At 41.8% G+C, this 16,575-nt stretch carries 17 protein-coding genes; 12 read left to right on the top strand and 5 right to left on the bottom strand.

Annotated elements, in window-relative coordinates; translation table 11 throughout:
- Window positions 1-57: 57 nt before the first annotated feature.
- The 3 genes from xthA to suhB all read right to left on the bottom strand — a co-directional run bounded on the left by xthA (window position 58) and on the right by suhB (window position 2,535).
- Window positions 58-867, bottom strand: coding sequence for an exodeoxyribonuclease III (gene xthA / locus ACJAZP_RS03015; RefSeq protein WP_415229253.1), 810 nt, complete (start codon window positions 865-867; stop codon window positions 58-60).
- Window positions 868-1,183: 316 nt separating this feature from the next.
- On the bottom strand, window positions 1,184-1,417 hold the full coding sequence (locus ACJAZP_RS03010) for a TIGR02647 family protein (RefSeq protein ID WP_415229252.1): 234 nt from the start codon (window positions 1,415-1,417) through the stop codon (window positions 1,184-1,186).
- Between the two features lie 329 nt (window positions 1,418-1,746).
- The gene (suhB, locus tag ACJAZP_RS03005; protein WP_415229251.1) at window positions 1,747-2,535 is read right to left on the bottom strand and encodes an inositol-1-monophosphatase; all 789 of its coding nucleotides are present in this window, start codon (window positions 2,533-2,535) and stop codon (window positions 1,747-1,749) included.
- Between the two features lie 246 nt (window positions 2,536-2,781).
- Here suhB and trmJ point away from each other — a divergent pair, with 246 nt between their 5' ends.
- From trmJ to pepB, 10 genes are all read left to right on the top strand, one after another.
- Window positions 2,782-3,540: a tRNA (cytosine(32)/uridine(32)-2'-O)-methyltransferase TrmJ gene (gene trmJ / locus ACJAZP_RS03000; protein WP_415229250.1), complete on the top strand. Its 759-nt coding sequence runs from the start codon at window positions 2,782-2,784 to the stop codon at window positions 3,538-3,540.
- Between the two features lie 120 nt (window positions 3,541-3,660).
- Window positions 3,661-4,137: a Fe-S cluster assembly transcriptional regulator IscR gene (gene iscR, locus ACJAZP_RS02995; RefSeq protein WP_415229249.1), complete on the top strand. Its 477-nt coding sequence runs from the start codon at window positions 3,661-3,663 to the stop codon at window positions 4,135-4,137.
- A gap of 29 nt (window positions 4,138-4,166) precedes the next feature.
- The gene (locus ACJAZP_RS02990; RefSeq protein WP_415229248.1) at window positions 4,167-5,381 is read left to right on the top strand and encodes an IscS subfamily cysteine desulfurase; all 1,215 of its coding nucleotides are present in this window, start codon (window positions 4,167-4,169) and stop codon (window positions 5,379-5,381) included.
- A gap of 126 nt (window positions 5,382-5,507) precedes the next feature.
- Window positions 5,508-5,894: a Fe-S cluster assembly scaffold IscU gene (gene iscU / locus ACJAZP_RS02985; RefSeq protein ID WP_415229247.1), complete on the top strand. Its 387-nt coding sequence runs from the start codon at window positions 5,508-5,510 to the stop codon at window positions 5,892-5,894.
- 68 nt (window positions 5,895-5,962) lie between these two features.
- Window positions 5,963-6,286: an iron-sulfur cluster assembly protein IscA gene (gene iscA / locus ACJAZP_RS02980; RefSeq protein WP_415229246.1), complete on the top strand. Its 324-nt coding sequence runs from the start codon at window positions 5,963-5,965 to the stop codon at window positions 6,284-6,286.
- Window positions 6,287-6,382: 96 nt separating this feature from the next.
- Complete coding sequence (gene hscB, locus ACJAZP_RS02975; RefSeq protein ID WP_415229245.1) at window positions 6,383-6,892, top strand: co-chaperone HscB; 510 nt, start codon at window positions 6,383-6,385, stop codon at window positions 6,890-6,892.
- A gap of 30 nt (window positions 6,893-6,922) precedes the next feature.
- A complete protein-coding gene (hscA, locus tag ACJAZP_RS02970; RefSeq protein ID WP_415229244.1) occupies window positions 6,923-8,794 on the top strand; it encodes a Fe-S protein assembly chaperone HscA in 1,872 nt (623 codons plus the stop codon).
- A 40-nt stretch (window positions 8,795-8,834) separates the two neighbouring features.
- Window positions 8,835-9,173, top strand: a complete 339-nt coding sequence (gene fdx / locus ACJAZP_RS02965; protein ID WP_415229243.1) for an ISC system 2Fe-2S type ferredoxin — start codon at window positions 8,835-8,837, stop codon at window positions 9,171-9,173.
- A 38-nt stretch (window positions 9,174-9,211) separates the two neighbouring features.
- Window positions 9,212-9,409 (top strand): Fe-S cluster assembly protein IscX, encoded by a 198-nt coding sequence (iscX, locus tag ACJAZP_RS02960; RefSeq protein WP_415229242.1) that lies wholly within the window; start codon window positions 9,212-9,214, stop codon window positions 9,407-9,409.
- 107 nt (window positions 9,410-9,516) lie between these two features.
- On the top strand, window positions 9,517-10,809 hold the full coding sequence (gene pepB / locus ACJAZP_RS02955; protein ID WP_415229241.1) for an aminopeptidase PepB: 1,293 nt from the start codon (window positions 9,517-9,519) through the stop codon (window positions 10,807-10,809).
- Window positions 10,810-10,911: 102 nt separating this feature from the next.
- Here the strand turns inward: pepB and ACJAZP_RS02950 are convergent, their stop codons facing one another.
- Entirely contained in the window at window positions 10,912-11,883 is a 972-nt protein-coding gene (locus ACJAZP_RS02950; RefSeq protein ID WP_415229240.1) for a DUF4382 domain-containing protein, read from the bottom strand.
- A 358-nt stretch (window positions 11,884-12,241) separates the two neighbouring features.
- Here ACJAZP_RS02950 and ACJAZP_RS02945 point away from each other — a divergent pair, with 358 nt between their 5' ends.
- Window positions 12,242-13,150 carry an ROK family protein gene (locus ACJAZP_RS02945; RefSeq protein WP_415229239.1) on the top strand — a complete coding sequence of 303 codons (909 nt, stop codon included), beginning with the start codon at window positions 12,242-12,244 and terminating at the stop codon, window positions 13,148-13,150.
- Window positions 13,151-13,267: 117 nt separating this feature from the next.
- Here ACJAZP_RS02945 and ACJAZP_RS02940 read toward each other — a convergent pair whose 3' ends face one another.
- The gene (locus ACJAZP_RS02940; RefSeq protein WP_415229238.1) at window positions 13,268-13,906 is read right to left on the bottom strand and encodes a LysE family translocator; all 639 of its coding nucleotides are present in this window, start codon (window positions 13,904-13,906) and stop codon (window positions 13,268-13,270) included.
- Window positions 13,907-14,159: 253 nt separating this feature from the next.
- Here ACJAZP_RS02940 and ACJAZP_RS02935 point away from each other — a divergent pair, with 253 nt between their 5' ends.
- Window positions 14,160-16,421 (top strand): patatin-like phospholipase family protein, encoded by a 2,262-nt coding sequence (locus ACJAZP_RS02935; RefSeq protein ID WP_415229237.1) that lies wholly within the window; start codon window positions 14,160-14,162, stop codon window positions 16,419-16,421.
- Window positions 16,422-16,575 lie beyond the last annotated feature (154 nt).

Below are 16,575 nucleotides of genomic sequence, written 5' to 3'. Positions count from 1 at the left end.
AATAAGTTTGATAGCAATTCCACTAATTAAATGCACAGAAAATTAATGGATTTGTCATCAGTTAGCAAATTCTGTCCAGATAGGAGCATGATCAGAAGGTTTCTCGATAGCTCTTAACTCATAATCGATGCCGGTATCGATGGTTTTTTCTGCCAATTTTTCCGTGGCTAAAATAACGTCTATCCGTAAACCTCTATTATCATCAAAACCACGGGAGCGATAATCAAACCAGCTGTACTGGTCAGAAACTTCGGGGTTTAATAATCTGAAGGTATCAATAAGACCAAAATCCATTAATTTAGCTAACCATTCACGCTCTTCCGGCAAAAAACTGCATTTTTTCGTTTGTAACCAGCGTTTTTTATTGACTTCACCGATGCCGATATCCAAATCAAGCCGAGAGATATTAATATCTCCCATCACAATCAGTTGTTCCTGATCATTGTGAAACTCATTGAGATAAATATTTAAATCTTGGTAAAATTTACGTTTTGCAGGGTACTTGGTTTCGTGAGTTTGGCTCTCTCCCTGGGGAAAATAACCATTGAGGATGCGCACGGGTAAACCCTCTTTATCTTCTATTGTGACCATGATCATGCGGCGCTGCGCTTCTTCGTCGTCCGTAGGAAAACCGTATTGCACATCAAGGGCTTTATTTTTACACATCATTGCCACACCGTAATGGCCTTTTTGCCCATGAAAATAAACGTGGTATCCCATTGCTTCAACATCAGCAACGGGGAAAACATCGTTATGGACCTTGATTTCCTGAAGCCCGATGACATCTGGTTGGTGTTTATCAATAATAGCTTGCAGCTGGTGAAGACGAGCTCGCAGCCCATTGATGTTGAATGAGATAACTTTCATTAAAAGGCCTTAAATAAAATCAAATGACAGAAGACGGAGAATGTACCTCGTCCGGTTTAATAACTCAACAGAGTCGGCTACAAAAATATTACCTTAGTTGAATTGGGATAACTGAGAAAACAGCGCTAAAAAGGGAGGATGAAAAAAGTGGTTCAGCTTAATCGCTTAACTGAGCGACATAGCATTTGAGTTTCATGACGTTAAAAACAGAAGGTAAAAAAAAGCGGCTCAGGTCAATGCCGCTTGATAGATTAGCTGAGAAAAATACTGTCTTAGTCTGATAATGCTAAAACAAAGAGATGAGAAAAACACTGTCTTATCCTAATGTCACTAAAACGTGGTTAAGGTGATCGACCGTTTCAAAACCGCTGTCAGTTAAATAACCACCATCGGGATTCGTTGTTAAACCTTTGTCATACAATGATTTGGCTGCGGCAAGGACGGACGGATCTGCATCTTTATGGACTTTAATGCCGCCTAGTTGAGATTCAACAGGGAATTTGGCAAGCAGTTTCATTTCTTCAAATAAAGTATCTGGGTAATTTTTCATTATGATTATTCACTTTTATTAAATTAGGAATATTTATAATATGTAGTTGTGATTAAATTGCAATTACTAGCGGATGTGAATTTGTTCTTGATCAAATTATTAGGATGAATAAGTTGAGTGTAGGTTGTTAAATAAACAATCTAGTGGTGCTGAGCTTGCCGGAAAGTTAACTGTTTGTTTCCAATAGCTACTAGCATCCCTGTTAAGCGTTATTTGGGCAATGGCGGGTTAGTTTTAGGCATAAAAAAACGCAAACGGATGTTTGCGTTTTTGTAAAGAGATTAATGCTGTTTACGGGTTATATTTACCAATAACCCTGAGCATCTCTTTTAAAGGTTATGTTTACGAATAACCGTTAGCATCTCTTTTAACAGCTTTGGATTTGCTGCAACAACATTACCGGATTTCATGTGATCATTGCCGCCGTTAAAGTCGGTCATCATTGCACCCGATTCTTTAATTAATAGTTCACCAGCCGCGATATCCCAAGGCTTTAAACCAAATTCCCAGAATCCATCCATACGACCAGCCGCAACATAAGCAAGATCAAGCGCAGCACTACCGCTACGACGCATATCGGCAACATCCATAAAGAAATCTCTAAAGATATTTAAGTATGTTTCTGTGTGGTGTTTTTGCTTGAAAGGAAAACCTGTGGCTAAAAGTGTACCGGGAAGTTTTGCGACTATATTAGTACGCGTACGGTAACCATTAATTTGAGCACTCTGACCTTTAACAGCCGAGAACAGCTCGTTACGAATTGGATCGAATACAACACCAACTTCAGTACGGCCTTTTATTTTTAATGCAATAGATACAGCAAAGTGCGGGATACCGTGAAGGAAATTAGTTGTACCGTCTAACGGATCAATAATCCATTGGTAATCCTTGTCTTTACCTTCATCTGCGCCTGACTCTTCTGCAATGATGCAGTGGTCCGGGAATGATTTGCGTAAAGTACCAATTATTGCAACTTCCGCTTCTTTATCAACGCTGCAGACATAATCATTTAATGATTTTTCTTCAACTTCGACAGCTTCTAAATTTTCGTAGCCTTTAACAATTACTTTGCCTGCATTACGGGCAGCACGAATCGCAATATTTAACATTGGATGCATTGGATCACCATTAGATTTTAAAGAACATTGAAGGGAGATTCCCTCGGCGCAGAATTATACAGAGATCACATAAATCTGCAATATTTCACCTTGTTTATTTTTCGAACTGTTTCTAGTTTCACTGTTAATCATCGACTTTATTCTACAAAATAGATGGTTAAGCGGCGATAATAGAACTGTTTTTTGTAATTTAATTAGTGGTAAACTTCGGGCACTTAAATTCGTCTTAAACATAAAGGAATACAGATGCTAGAAAACGTACGCATTATACTCATTGGTACTTCTCATCCCGGAAATGTCGGCAGTGCAGCAAGAGCAATGAAAACAATGGGGTTAACAAAACTAGTACTGGTCGCGCCTGAATGTGAAATTGATGGAAAATCCATTGCACTTTCGGCCGGTGCTTCGGATGTATTAAAAAATCATCAGCTTTGCAGTACCTTAGATGAAGCGCTTGCCGATTGTGGTTTGGTGATTGGAGCCAGTGCACGCCCGCGAACACTCGACTGGCCGATGCTGGACCCGCGTGAAATGGGTCTGAAAGCGGTTGTTGAAGGAAGCAAACACCCCGTAGCATTAGTGTTTGGTCGCGAAAACAGTGGTTTGACTAATGATGAGCTGCAAAAGTGTCATTTTCATGTGTTTATTCCTGCAAATCCGGACTATAGCTCCTTAAATTTAGCTATGGCAGTACAAACTTTGAGCTATGAGATTCGCATGGCATTTTTGGCTGCAACGGCTTATCCCGAACAGCTCGAGGAATATCCTCTTGCGCAGGAAATCGAAGGATTATTTAACCACCTGGAACAAACGTTAACGGATACTAACTTTATTGTTCCTGCACATCCAGGCTTGGTAATGAATAAATTACGGCGCTTTTTCAACCGCGCTCGCCCCGAAGTTAAAGAGCTTAGAATGTGGCGGGGGATTTTAAGCAGCGTCCAAAAAGCCGTGGGTTCTGCGGGTAAAAATGTTAATAAATCCGCCGATTCAGACAAACAATAAAAACCTACTAAAGCGTATGGTTTTTTACTTGACTATTTTTGTCAGGTATTTATACTGACCTTATGAAGTCCACGGAAAGTGTTGTTATATCTCATTTTCCCACTATATAAGTGAAGCATTATGAAATTAACTTCAAAAGGTCGATACGCAGTCACCGCCATGCTTGATGTCGCCATTAAAGAGCATACCGGACCTGTACCATTAGCTGATATTTCGGAACGTCAGGGCATATCCCTTTCATATCTTGAGCAGCTTTTTTCCAAATTACGTAAAAAGGAATTGGTTAGCAGTGTCCGTGGGCCGGGTGGAGGGTATAGACTGGGCAAAGAGCGCAATGAAATCTCAGTAGCAATGATCATTGACGCCGTAAATGAATCTGTAGATGTCAGGAAGTGCACCGGAAAAGGTGCTTGTTCCGACGATGGCGTACAGTGTTTAACACATTCATTGTGGGCTCAGCTAAGTGATCGAATCAGTACCTTTTTAGATAATATCACCCTTGAAGAGTTAATGACCTCTGAGCATGTGCAGAATATTTCTGAAATTCAGAATAACAAATTTAACCAAACTGAACAATTAAACGTTAAAGCACAATAATACGTTTATCCGTCACAGTGGAGATACAAATGAAATTACCAATTTACCTTGATTACTCTTCAACTACACCTGTTGATCCCCGTGTTGCAGAAAAAATGATGCAATATCTGACCTTAGGTGGCGAGTTCGGTAATCCGGCTTCCCGTTCGCATCGATTTGGCTGGCATGCCGAAGAAGCTGTGGATCTTGCGCGCGAACAAATTGCGGATTTGATTAATGCAGATCCTCGAGAAATGGTTTTCACCTCCGGCGCAACAGAATCAAACAATCTTGCTATTAAAGGTGCTGCTCATTTTTATGTTAAAAAAGGTAAGCATATCATTACCGCAAAAACTGAGCATAAAGCCGTATTAGACACTTGTCGTCAGCTTGAGCGTGAAGGTTATGAAGTGACTTACCTGGATCCCAAGGAAGATGGCATCATAACACCGCAACAATTAAAAGAGGCATTACGTCCGGATACGGTTCTGGTTAGTTTAATGCACGTAAATAATGAAATTGGGGTGATTCAAGATATCGCCGCTTTTGGCGAACTGTGCCGCGCGAATAAAACCATCTTTCATGTTGATGCGGCGCAAAGTGCCGGCAAAGTAGAGATTGATACACAGGCAATCAAAGTGGATTTAATGTCATTTTCAGCGCATAAAGTTTACGGTCCTAAGGGCATCGGTGCACTGTATGTCAGTCGTAAACCGCGTGTTCGTTTAGAAGCACAAATGCACGGTGGTGGCCATGAACGTGGTATGCGCAGCGGTACATTACCAACACACCAAATAGCCGCTATGGGCGAAGCTTTCCGCATCGCTAAAGAAGAGATGGCCTCTGATAATGAACGTATCCTGGCATTACGGACGCGTTTATTAAACGGCGTTAACAACATGGAAGAGGTCTATGTAAACGGCTCTTTAGAAAACCGTGTTGCGGGTAATATCAATATTAGTTTTAACTATGTTGAAGGTGAGTCTTTGGTAATGGCGCTTAAAGATTTAGCTGTCTCTTCGGGCAGTGCATGTACCTCGGCAAGTTTAGAGCCTTCGTATGTTTTACGTGCTATCGGCCGTGATGACGAGTTGGCGCACAGTTCAATTCGTTTCAGTATCGGTCGTTTCACCACTGAAGAAGAAATTGATTACGCAATTAACATTATTCGTAAAAATATCGGACGCTTACGTGATATGTCTCCTTTGTGGGATATGTATAAAGAAGGCATCGATATCAAGAGTATCGAGTGGGCACATCACTAGGTTTGATTGAGGCTTTTAGATGATAGTACAAGGCTTACAAAGAAGCATTGTACTTTTACTCAAGAGAATGAACACTAAATTACATTTACGAACAATATTAGACAAAAGACTAAAAGGATAACTATCATGGCTTACAGCGAAAAAGTAATAGACCATTATGAAAACCCACGTAACGTTGGTTCGTTTGACAAAGATGATCTAAGTGTTGCAACCGGTATGGTTGGTGCACCTGCTTGTGGTGATGTAATGAAACTACAGCTTAAAATTGGTGAAAATGGCGTGATTGAAGATGCCAAATTCAAAACGTACGGTTGTGGTAGCGCAATAGCATCAAGCTCTTTAGTAACTGAATGGGTAAAAGGTAAAACGCTGGAACAAGCGGGCACTATTACTAACACTCAAATCTCAGCAGAGCTTGCTTTACCGCCAGTGAAAATTCACTGTTCTATTCTTGCTGAAGATGCAATTAAAGCGGCAATTACTGATTATAAAAGTAAACATCCGAACGCATAAAAAGCGGTGGTATGTATCTGCGGATATTTGCCAATATTAAATTTTTGAATTAATAACGGGAGTCACTTTTGGCTATCACAATGACAGAACCAGCGGCAAAACATGTTGCTGCTTTTCTCTCTAATCGCGGCAAAGGAATTGGTTTACGCTTAGGGGTTAAAACATCGGGTTGTTCAGGTATGGCTTATGTACTTGAGTTTGTTGATGTGCTTAATGATGACGATGAGGTATTTATCGATAAAGGTGTCAAAGTCATTGTTGATAAAAAAAGTCTCACTTACCTCGATGGTACAGAATTAGATTTTGTTAAAGAAGGCCTGAATGAAGGTTTTGAATTTAACAACCCTAATATAGACGGTGAGTGTGGTTGTGGTGAAAGTTTTAGTGTCTGATACTTAAATTTAAGCCTCGAACTCGTTATACTGATAAATCGTATTTTACTGAGGAATTATGTTTACATTTTTCCTCTTTTTTTTTAGGAAACTGTTGTGAATTACTTCGAGCTATTTTCTCTTCCGGTCATCTTTCAAATTGACCAAACACGATTATCTGCAACTTACCGTGAACTGCAAAAACAATACCATCCTGATAAATTCGTGATGCAAAACGCCAGTGAACGTTTGCGTGCAATGCAGAAAAGTACAGAAATAAATGATGCTTACCAGACATTAAAAAACAGTTGCTTACGTGCACAATACCTGCTGTTATTGGCAGGTGTAGATATCGCTTTAGAACACAAAACATTACAAGATACTGCTTTTTTGATGCAGCAGATGGAGTGGCGTGAAAGTATCGCGGCATTTACCGAAGACGATCAAGATAAAATTGATGAATTTGCACTGAACATACAACAACAGGTCACAGATTTAGAGTCAAAGATAGAAGTGCAACTTCAAAATGATGAATTGGAAGCAACCGCAAACAGCATTAGACAATTAAAATTCATGCTCAAACTTCAAATTGAATTGGCTTTAATCGAAGAAAAATTGTTCGATTAAGACTGACACTAGAAAACAGGATATTAAACGATGGCATTACTTCAAATTGCAGAGCCCGGTTTATCTGCAGCGCCGCACCAGCATAAATTAGCTGCTGGTATCGATTTAGGGACAACCAACTCATTGGTTGCAACTGTCCGCAGTGGTGGGGCTGCTACATTAGTCGATCATCAGCAACAAGATATGCTGCCGTCCGTGGTGCACTACGGTGAAAAAGATGCCCTGGGTGATACGCAGATAAGCGTCGGCCATGATGCTCGGCAACACCTTTTAACGGATCCCTTAAATACTTTAGTTTCCGTTAAACGGCTGATTGGCAAAACTCTGGTTGATTTGGATAAAACCCATCTGCCCTACGAGTTCAGTGCTCACGAAAGCGGCCTGGCGCAAATTAATACCAGAGCGGGTGCAATCAACGCCGTTCAGGCTTCAAGTGAAATTTTAAAAGTATTAAGCCAGCGAGCGACGGATAGTCTGCAGGGCGAGCTTGACGGGGTTGTTATTACGGTTCCCGCCTATTTTGACGATGCACAACGTCAAGGCACCAAAGACGCCGCGCGTTTGGCAGGTTTACATGTTTTACGTTTATTAAACGAGCCTACCGCTGCGGCCATTGCCTATGGACTTGATTCCGGGCAGGAAGGCGTGATTGCCGTTTATGATTTAGGAGGCGGGACCTTTGATATCTCTATTTTACGCCTCCATGCGGGCGTTTTTGAAGTGCTTGCCACGGGTGGCGATACTGCCCTTGGTGGTGATGATTTTGACCTGACTATTGTTGACTGGATTAAATCTGAAGCCGCCATTACAGGCGAAATATCGCCGCAATTACAGCAAGAGTTATTACATGTTGCTCGGACAGCCAAACAGCAGCTTAGCGATCAGCCTCGGGTTGAGATTAAACTCGAGTATGCGCAATGGTCAGGGTTGCTTGATAAAAGCACTTTTGAGTCGCTGATTGAAAAATTGGTGCAAAAAACATTACGTGCCTGCAAGCGGGCGATTCGAGATGCCGGCATTAACCTTGATGAAATAGCAGAAGTAGTGATGGTCGGCGGTTCAACGCGCGTTCCCTTAGTGCGTGAAAAAGTGGCTAATTTCTTTAAAAAAGAACTGTTAACGGGTATTGATCCCGATAAAGTTGTCGCTATCGGCGCTGCCATTCAGGCTGATATTTTAGTCGGTAATAAACCTGATTCAGAAATGTTATTACTGGATGTGCTACCTCTGTCATTGGGTTTAGAGACCATGGGTGAGTTAGTTGAAAAAGTCATTCCGCGTAATACCACTATTCCGGTTGCCCGCGCACAAGAATTTACGACCTTTAAAGACGGTCAAACCGCGATGCTAATCCATGTCTTACAGGGCGAGCGGGAAATGGTCGGTGACTGCCGTTCTTTAGCGCGTTTTGTGTTGACCGGTATTCCGCCAATGGCGGCAGGTGCCGCCCATATCAGGGTGACTTTTCAGGTTGATGCCGACGGTTTATTAAGTGTCACCGCGATGGAAAAATCCTCCGGAGTGAATGCCTCGATAGAAGCAAAACCTTCCTATGGTTTAAGCGATGATCAGGTGATGGAGATGTTAACTGATTCCATGACCTTTGCTGAAAAAGATATTCAAGCGCGGATGTTAATTGAACAGCGAGTTGAAGTGAAACGTGTTATCGAAAATCTTGACGCGGCACTTAATAAAGATGGTGCAGAGCTGCTTGACTTGGACGAGTATCAAGTCATTAAAGATAATATCAAGGTGCTCGCTAAAATTGCTGAAAATGATGATGTTAATGCCATTAAAGAAGCACTTGAAGCGATTGACAAACTAACTGATAATTATGCATCATTACGCATGGATGCCTCAATTAAAAAAGCTTTAACGGGTCGCTCAGTAGATCAAATCTAGCACGCATTAATTAATTTAAAAGATAGAAGGGGCCATTAAGATGCCACAAGTAATATTTTTACCCAATGAAGAGTTATGTCCCGATGGTTTAGTGATTGAAGCTAAAGAAGGCGAGACTATTTTAGATATTGCCTTAAAAAACAATATTAATATTGAGCATGCCTGTGAAAAATCCTGCGCCTGCACTACCTGCCATGTAGTCGTTCGAGAAGGCTTTGATTCACTTGAAGAAAGTGATGAACTGGAAGATGACATGTTAGATAAAGCATGGGGACTTGAGCCAGAATCACGGTTAGGTTGTCAGGCCTGCGTAACAAAGGAAAATTTAGTGGTAGAAATTCCTAAATACACCGTTAATATGGTTTCAGAAAGTCATTAGTGATATCAGACCAGGCTGCAATTAACTAGGAGATAAAGATGAAGTTACAATGGATAGATTCTTTAGAAATAGCGTTAGCTTTGATTGATAAATACCCTAAGCAAGATCCAATTCAACTGCATTTTACTGAATTGCGAGAATGGATTTTGAGTCTCGATGATTTTGATGATGATCCCAGCCATTGCAGCGAACGGATTTTAGAGGCCGTACAGCAATGCTGGATTGACGAAGTTTAATGATATACACAAATTACTGTGAATCTGAATTTTCCGGTAGTTTGACTATATAGTTTTTAAAAACGCAAGCTTTGGCTTGCGTTTTTGTTTTTCGAAAAGGAAAAAATATGAGCGATGTTTTTTTGGTTTCTTTAAGTTTTGCAGCGGCATCGGCCATCTGGGGAAAGGGGGCTCTGCTGAGTTTTAACGAGGGTCATGCCACTGTCCATTTGAATAAAGATAAGCCTTTATTCCGGCAGGTTCAAACAGCGGCCCGCAAGTTAGATAGCATGTCGCTTGAGGGGGTTCAATTAAGCGGCTCACTATGGGATAAGGAACTGCGTTGGGCATTTTCTCAGGGTTTTTATAACGCCAAAAAGGGTGCAAATATAGACTTTGCTGAAGTGGATCCAATACAGTTACAAAACCTCACAACGCAAAAAAAGATTGTTGAATGGGTGCGGGAAACGATTAATCTCGGGCCTGAAGCTTTACCGCCTGTTTTGCTCTGTGAAAAAGCGGTGCAGTTAATCGAGTCTGTTTTACTCGAAGGTGGCGCAATTTCCCATCATATAATTTCCGGTGAACAGCTGCTAAAAGAAAACTTTCAGGGAATTTATCAGGTCGGCCGCGGCAGTGAGCGCCCGCCCTGTATGTTACAACTGGATTTTAATCCAACGGGGAATGCTGACGCCGTGGTTGACTATGCGTTAGTCGGTAAAGGTATCACTTTTGATTCAGGTGGTTATAGTTTAAAACCCAGCGGTTCGATGGCCACCATGAAAAGTGATATGGGTGGCGCAGCGACGCTAACCGGGGCATTAGCGCTGGCCATTGCTAACGGATTAAACAAACGGGTTAAATTATACCTGTGCTGCGCGGAAAATTTGGTCAGTGGCCATGCTTATAAATTGGGTGATGTGATAACTTATAAAAATGGCGTTACCGTTGAAGTGTTAAACAGTGACGCGGAAGGACGTTTAGTCTTAGCCGACGGTCTGATTGCAGCGCAGGAAGATAACGCTAAAATTATTATTGATGCGGCAACCTTAACCGGAGCTGCTAAAATGGCCGTCGGACGTGATTATAACTGTGTATTAAGCATGGACGATCAACTGGTTGAGCTGGCAAGTGCTTGTGCCAAGCAGGAAAATGAATTTCTGTGGCGTTTACCGCTAGAAGAGTTCCATTTTCAGCAGATCAGTTCATCATTTGCCGATATTGCAAACATTCACAGTGGTGAAGGCATGGCAGGGGCTTCAACTGCGGCGGCATTTTTAGCAAAATTTGTTATTAATCCACAATCAAACTGGGTACATTTTGATCTCTCCGGTTGTTATCAACTGAGTGATAACGGTTTGTGGGCGGCGGGTGGCAAAGGCCACGGTGTGCGCACTATCAGCAAAATGTTATTCGCTTAATCCGTAATCAGACAATAAAAAGCGCGCTATAAAAAAAGGACGGTACAATTAAATTGTACCGTCCTTTTTTCCTCTTACTTTAGATTCGATTTACAGAATCTGCTAAAAAGTAGCGACTGTTGTTGTATTTTCCGCTGTGACTTCTACTGGCTCTCCGGCTGAATGGATGAAGAAAGTAGGGGCTGTTGTTGCGTCGTTAGCCAGTTCCGGATCATCATTCTGCGCTGTACAGGTATAACCTAAGCTATAGCTGCCGGCAACCACAAAACCGAACTCATAGCTATACCCGTTATTGGAATCGCCATCAATCGCATTGGCCCGAGCAGAAGCGATGGGTGCTATTGCTGGTTCGACTAGCGCATCATCTCTAAAATCAGACATGTTTTCCAACAATGTATCGCCTGGGTACAAATATACCGCGTGTCCAGAGTCTTCCCCACAGTTTATGCTCGTATCTATGCTGATTTCACCGGATATGCTGCCAACATCAGATAAGTTAATCAGTTCAATGCCCGTTGGTTTAAGAGTCCAATAATCTTTATTTCCTTTAGGACCCTGTAAGATTTTCAATAAATCAAATTCTGCTACAAAATTGTTACTGCCTGCCGCTATGGTGAATGTTTTGTTAATAAATAAGCGTCCTGTATCTGTTTCTTCAGCTCCAACGCCACCACAGGAACCATTGCTGACAGTTGTCAGTCCGGCAATACTTCCATCCATTGTCTGAACATATGAACTGCTATCATCTGCGGACTCATTTTTTTTGATGTAGATACACATCTGGTATTCACCCACCGGAATAGATTGCCCGCTGACTAATACGTCCATCTCTTTCCCTTGAAATTCGAGCAGGTCGACATTTTTTAATGCGCCGTCTTGTGAGACATCAAAAGAAATAGAGCCTTCACTGTTTTTAAGCACAACTTGTTTAAAAGCAATATTAACAACTTTTACGTCAGCCGGGTTATCAGATACGGCCAGATTGAATTCGCCCGTTTTTGTGTCTTCACTACTGCCGCATGCCGTCAGTAAAGTGCTTAAAGAGAGTGCGATTAGCGTTTTGTTGTATTTCATAATTCACCTTTTATTCAAATTACTTAGAAGTGACTGTAGGCTCTGTTTTAATTTATTAAAGTAAATGAAAACAGAAACAGTTAAAATATTAATAACAACGAATCTATTGATGGAGCAATTATATAACTCATGCAGGATACGGGGTAAAGTATAACCCGTTAACCTTAATGCGCCCAAAATACAGCTGCAAGCGCTTTAGAGAGAGATTAAGTTATCCGATCATTATGCTTAAATTGCATTCATTATATTGATTGTAGGATCATTTGTTTTATTCAGAATGAGTTGGCGGTTTAAATGAACAAAGCTCAGTCTGGCTACTTTTATGGACATAGACAACGGATACCGTTAAGGATTAAGCATGCGTTACGGCTTAGATATTGGAGGCACTAAGATTGAAATTGCGGTTTTTGACCGGGATTTTAAAGTGCTAGATGTTACTCGAATCAGCACTCCAAGTGAAAATTATCAGCGTTTTATGCAAAGCGTTTGCCGGCTGGTAAGGCAAAAAGATAAACAATATTCCTGTATCGGCAGTGTTGGTATCGGCCTGCCCGGCGTGCAGGAAACTCGGTCATCGAAGCAGATATCTTCAAATATACCCTGTTTAACCGGGCAGCATGTCGCCCGTGATTTAGCAACAGAGCTTAACAGAGCCGTGTATATTGATAATGACAGCCGCTGTCTTGCGCTTTGTGAGGCATTAACCGGCGCAGGTCAAGGTATGCCCAGAGTATTTGCCGCTGTGCTCGGAACCGGCGCGGGTGGCGGATTAGTGCTTGACGGTAAAGTCTACCGTGGTGCGAGCGGGGTTGCTGGCGAATGGGGGCATATGCCGATTGCAGCGCATTTAGTCAACCAATATGGGCTGTTTGTAAAACAGTGCAATTGCGGTCTTTATGGCTGTTTAGAGCATTACATTTCAGGTACCGGATTAAGCAATCTCTGCGAGCATTTTTTGAGGATACGGCTGCCTACCGAAGAATTTTTAAAACTGCTTGCAGAAAAAGATCCAAAAGCGTTGCATGTCTATCAAGTTTTTATTGATATTTTATGTAGCGGATTTGCAAGCCTGCAATTGACCTATGATGTTGATATTATTGTGCTTGGTGGCGGTTTATCAAATATAAAACGTCTCTACGCCGACCTTGATCAGCGCTTACCCGATTTTTTATTTAAAGGCATTCAGGCAGTGCCTATTGTCCCTGCGCGGTTTGGTGATAGCAGTGGTGTGCGCGGAGCGGCTTTATTGGGTGACAATTCATTTTAGATTAAACCGAATCATCCATTAATAATGTTATGCCCAGAAGAATCAGTACAGCGCCGGTTACACCTTTCATCCTGGTCATATAACAGATGTGCTTTTAATAAATTTTGGCAGAATTGATTAAACCACCGAATCATCCATTAATAATTTTATGCCTAGAAGGATCAGTACCGTGCCCGTGACACCCTCCATCCAGGACATAATAGAGGTGCTTTTTAATAAATTTTTGGCAGAGTTGATTGCCCCGGATAAGCTGCACTGCCAGACCATTGCAATTAAAAAATGAATACCCGCCAGGGTTAATGATTGCAGAAAAGGAGAGTAATCGGGTGAAATAAATTGTGGTAAAAAAGCCAGGTAAAAAATGGCTGTTTTGGGATTAAGTACGTTGGATAAAAAACCTTCACGAAGAGAGCGTTTAGGGTCAAAGGTAATACCCGCACTGCTGCTGATATTTAGTTTGCCTGTCCCTTTAAAGGTGGCTCTAAGGCTGCTTAAGCCCAGCCAGATTAAATATGCAGCTCCACACCACTTCATTATCTGAAACAGTTGTGCCGATTGTAGCAGAATAGCTGAAATACCCACGGCTGATAATGTCGCATGAACAAACAGCCCCAGGCAGATACCCAAGCTTGTAACACAACCGTCGATTCCCCCTGAGCGGCTAGCATTGCGAATAACCAGCGCAGTATCTAAACCCGGTGTTAAGGTGAGAATCGTGATGGCGATTAAAAAGGTTTCAAAATTTAATATATGCATGCGCTTGGCTCTTTAATTTTTAATCAACCTTTATACCAAGAATCTGTCCAGAATGTAAAGTTGTTAAATTTAAGTTCAGCAAAAAGCTGCTCCGATTAAGCGGCGCAATGACCCCTTTTTAATGGGGCATACTTGTAAAAGCAATTTGAGCGGAATGCTTTATACTAGGGAATTTATTTTTGTAATGTTGATAATTTTAGCTTATTAAGCGACTTTTCGGCATAGGTACATTTTACAATGGAACAAATATTCAATGCTTAAAAATCCGTCACAAGGACGCTTTGTCGTGCGTTATTTATTGCTGTTATCTTTTATTCTGCCCTTAACCGTTTTTGCACAGCCCGAGACTCAAACTCGGCCTAAAATAGGGCTGGTTTTAGGTGGAGGTGGTGCTAAGGGGGCCGCGCACATCGGTATTTTAAAAGTATTAGAGCGTAATAATGTGCCGATTGACTTTATTGCCGGCACCAGTATCGGCGCTTATATCGGGGGCCTGTATGCGCTGGGGTACAACGCCGATGAGATTGAAGAAATTATGCTCAATGTTGACTGGGACAGGGGGTTTTCAGATTTTATACCGCGCGAGAATTTGCAGTACGCAGACAAACAGTTACGTGATGAATATAATCTTACCCTGCGCCTGGGTTACAGCGATGGAACGCTTAAAACCGCCAGTGGTCTATTGCTCGGTCAATCCGCATTTCAACTGCTTAAGCTTTCAACCGGGGTGGTCAGCGAATTTGAAAGCTTTGATCAGTTACCTATCCCCTATCGCGCGGTAGCCACTGATATTGTCACGGCTGAGACAGTGGTGCTCAATCATGGCAGCCTTGTTCAGGCCATGAGGGCATCCTCAACGGTACCCGGTGTTGTTGAGCCGACCGTGATTGACGGGCGTTTACTGGTTGATGGTGCGATTGTTAATAATATGCCCGTTGATGTGGTTAAGTTAATGGGGGCTGATATTATTATTGCCGTTGATATCGGATCGCCTTTATTAAAGCAGGAAGATATTACCCTGCCTATTGATGTACTGGATCAGTTATCCAACATATTAACCATCAATACCACAACAAGACAAATAGACCTGCTCGATGACAAAGATCTGCTGATTCGACCAGCTATCGGCGAGTTAAGCACCAGCGATTTTTCGCAGATGTCCGCAGCCCTTAAATTAGGTGAACAATCCGCCCTTGAAAACATTAATAAAATACAATCCTTAAGCATAGATGATAAGCAATACGCGCAATACAAGCAGCAAAAACAAGCTAAAAAAGAGCAATGGATAAAAGCTGCATCACAGCCGATTGTTGATATTCAATATGAAAATGACTCTAATGTGGCAGTGGAGATTATTGAACGGCAGTTGGGCATCAGTGTGGGGGATGTGGTCAGTAAAGAAAAACTAGAAGATGCTATTTCTCGTGTATACGCATTGGATATCTTTAACGCGGTAAATGCGGAATTTATTGATACAACTGCCGGCCGTACTTTAGTGATAAAAACCAGAGCAAAGTCCTGGGGTCCTAATTATTTACACTTCGGTTTCAGCTGGCAGGGGGATTTTTCCAGTGATTCTCACGTGTCGATGGATCTCGCTTATATTCTGACCGATATAACCGACAACGGAGGGCAGTGGATAAATGAAGTTTCTTTAGGTTGGGAGTCAATGTTTGCGACTGAGTTTTATCAACCCTTAGACACCGAGCACGATTATTTTAGTCGTGCCCGAGTGCAATACCGGCAGGATAAATATGAAGAGAGCAGCAGTAGACCGGAATTAACCCATGATTACGGGCAGATTAAGCTTGGTTTGGGGAACTCTTATACGGATAACGGCATCTCGGAAATAGGGCTATTAGCTGAGATTGGAGAACTGACCTTTGAAAATAGTGACTATGATACGCTTGGTTACCATTCGCTGGGTGCTTACCTGTCATTTGGTTATGATAATCTCAACAGCATCAATTTCCCGACCCAGGGGAATAAGCTTTCGCTGGATTTTTATTTTCGTAACGATCAATATGCCGATCCATTTTTAGACAATACCGAAAATACCTCAGTGGAAATCAATTTTGATTGGCGTGGCGCGGTGGGAGTAGGAAAGCATACCTTCGTGGGGATAAGCTCTCTTGCCACGGTATTAAGTAAAGATGATTTTTCTATACGGGCTTCAGAGCTGGGAGGTTTTTTGAACCTTTCCGGTTATCATAAAGATGCATTTATTGGTGCGCATAAAGTATTCGCTGCGGCGGTTTATCAATATGATTTAGGACGGACAGTATTTGATAATGCAGGTTTACCGCTGTATCTGGGAGGGAGTTTGGAAATGGGGAATGTCTGGGGAGTAAATGAAAGCATTCAAATAGATGAGTTAATGACTTCCGGCAGTTTGTTTTTAGGGACAGATACGAGCTTTGGACCTGCCGTGTTTGGAGTGGGTTATGGTGTTGCTCTGGACAATGATGAGGGGAATGATCTTCGAGTGTTTTTCTCTTTAGGTAAAAACTGGTAAGTGACACTTAAATCAACCCGGATTGTAATCAGCGTAATCCGGTTTTTCACTTTATCTTGTATCTACTTAATTTTTGACCGTTTAATTTCACATTTACCCTATCAAGACGCTGTTATCACCGTGGCAACTGTGTGAAAATAAGCGTATTAGGTAA

This window comes from Psychromonas sp., from assembly GCF_047632955.1.
Taxonomy (GTDB): Bacteria; Pseudomonadota; Gammaproteobacteria; order Enterobacterales; family Psychromonadaceae; genus Psychromonas.
This window is presented reverse-complemented; position numbering and strand designations above follow the sequence as displayed.

Coding starts and splice junctions, on each gene's coding strand:
- iscR (WP_415229249.1), top strand. CDS start 3,661: ATGAAATTAACTTCAAAAGGTCGATACGCAGTCACCGCCATGCTTGAT.
- pepB (WP_415229241.1), top strand. CDS start 9,517: ATGAGCGATGTTTTTTTGGTTTCTTTAAGTTTTGCAGCGGCATCGGCC.
- hscA (WP_415229244.1), top strand. CDS start 6,923: ATGGCATTACTTCAAATTGCAGAGCCCGGTTTATCTGCAGCGCCGCAC.
- ACJAZP_RS02940 (WP_415229238.1), bottom strand. CDS start 13,906: ATGCATATATTAAATTTTGAAACCTTTTTAATCGCCATCACGATTCTC.
- iscU (WP_415229247.1), top strand. CDS start 5,508: ATGGCTTACAGCGAAAAAGTAATAGACCATTATGAAAACCCACGTAAC.
- trmJ (WP_415229250.1), top strand. CDS start 2,782: ATGCTAGAAAACGTACGCATTATACTCATTGGTACTTCTCATCCCGGA.
- iscX (WP_415229242.1), top strand. CDS start 9,212: ATGAAGTTACAATGGATAGATTCTTTAGAAATAGCGTTAGCTTTGATT.
- ACJAZP_RS02950 (WP_415229240.1), bottom strand. CDS start 11,883: ATGAAATACAACAAAACGCTAATCGCACTCTCTTTAAGCACTTTACTG.
- ACJAZP_RS03010 (WP_415229252.1), bottom strand. CDS start 1,417: ATGAAAAATTACCCAGATACTTTATTTGAAGAAATGAAACTGCTTGCC.
- ACJAZP_RS02935 (WP_415229237.1), top strand. CDS start 14,160: ATGCTTAAAAATCCGTCACAAGGACGCTTTGTCGTGCGTTATTTATTG.
- ACJAZP_RS02990 (WP_415229248.1), top strand. CDS start 4,167: ATGAAATTACCAATTTACCTTGATTACTCTTCAACTACACCTGTTGAT.
- suhB (WP_415229251.1), bottom strand. CDS start 2,535: ATGCATCCAATGTTAAATATTGCGATTCGTGCTGCCCGTAATGCAGGC.
- fdx (WP_415229243.1), top strand. CDS start 8,835: ATGCCACAAGTAATATTTTTACCCAATGAAGAGTTATGTCCCGATGGT.
- xthA (WP_415229253.1), bottom strand. CDS start 867: ATGAAAGTTATCTCATTCAACATCAATGGGCTGCGAGCTCGTCTTCAC.
- ACJAZP_RS02945 (WP_415229239.1), top strand. CDS start 12,242: ATGCGTTACGGCTTAGATATTGGAGGCACTAAGATTGAAATTGCGGTT.